The 936-nt window shown below is 59.7% G+C and carries 2 protein-coding genes; both read left to right on the top strand.

Annotated features, from left to right (window positions below; translation table 11 throughout):
* Positions 1-132 precede the first annotated feature (132 nt).
* Positions 133-564: a hypothetical protein gene (locus EOD07_RS35870; RefSeq protein WP_041002173.1), complete on the top strand. Its 432-nt coding sequence runs from the start codon at positions 133-135 to the stop codon at positions 562-564.
* A gap of 187 nt (positions 565-751) precedes the next feature.
* The coding region (locus EOD07_RS35875; protein ID WP_164772921.1) for a response regulator at positions 752-936 on the top strand (185 nt) is incomplete at its 3' end.

The raw sequence follows: 936 nt of genomic DNA on the forward strand, positions 1-936 counted from the left end.
CTTGTAGATAATCTGAGACATTGTCGCGCTATAGTCCGAACCGAAGGTGCGGGGAAGGCTTGAAGCTCGACTCTTCCCCATTTCCGGCGCAAACCTGTGATAGCCGGCCTTCACTGGCTCATGGAGGATAATATGCGTCTGCAGCACATCCTGATCCCCGCGGCGCTTTGCTCGCTGGTTGCCGCTTCCGCCTATTCCGAGGAGACCGATCACTACCGTTTGGAGAAGTCGGCCAACGGTTATGTCCGCATGGACACAAGGACCGGCGCCATGTCGATCTGCGAGGAGCGCACCGGTCAGCTTGTCTGCAAGATGGCCGCCGACGAGCGCGCCGCCTATCAGGACGAGATCGACCGGCTGGACAATTCGGTCAAGGCGCTCGACGCGCGCGTCGCCAAGCTCGAGAATTCGCTCTCAGCCCGGCTGGAATCGCAACTGCCGAGCCAGGAGGATTTCAACAAGACGATGGGTTACATGGAGCAGTTCTTCCGGACCTTCAAGGACATCGTCAAGGACATGGACAAGGAAGACGGTGACGGCGGCAAGCTGAACCAGAAAACCTGAACCGGGGTGCGATTCCAGGAAAAGTGCACGGCGGTTTTCCGTCTGGAATTGCGCAAAACGGGAGCCGAACCGTTGGGGAAAACTCCGCGCGCGGCCTTTGCCGCTTGAAAACGCGCCGCGCCGCCGCATAATCATTCCGGTCCCCGCAAGAAGCACGAAAATGATGATGGGATCGGGGGAGGACTATTTGCCGTCGGGCCACACTTTCGTCATTGCCGACGACCATCCGCTTTTTCGCGGCGCGCTGAAGGAGGCGCTGGCCGGCATCGGCGATGTTGCCGCCATCCACGAAGCCGGCGATTTCGAAAGCGCCAAGGCGCTGGTGCTCGCCAACGAGGATATCGACATGGTTCTGCTCGACCTGTCGATGCC

The organism is Mesorhizobium sp. M2C.T.Ca.TU.002.02.1.1 (assembly GCF_003997225.1).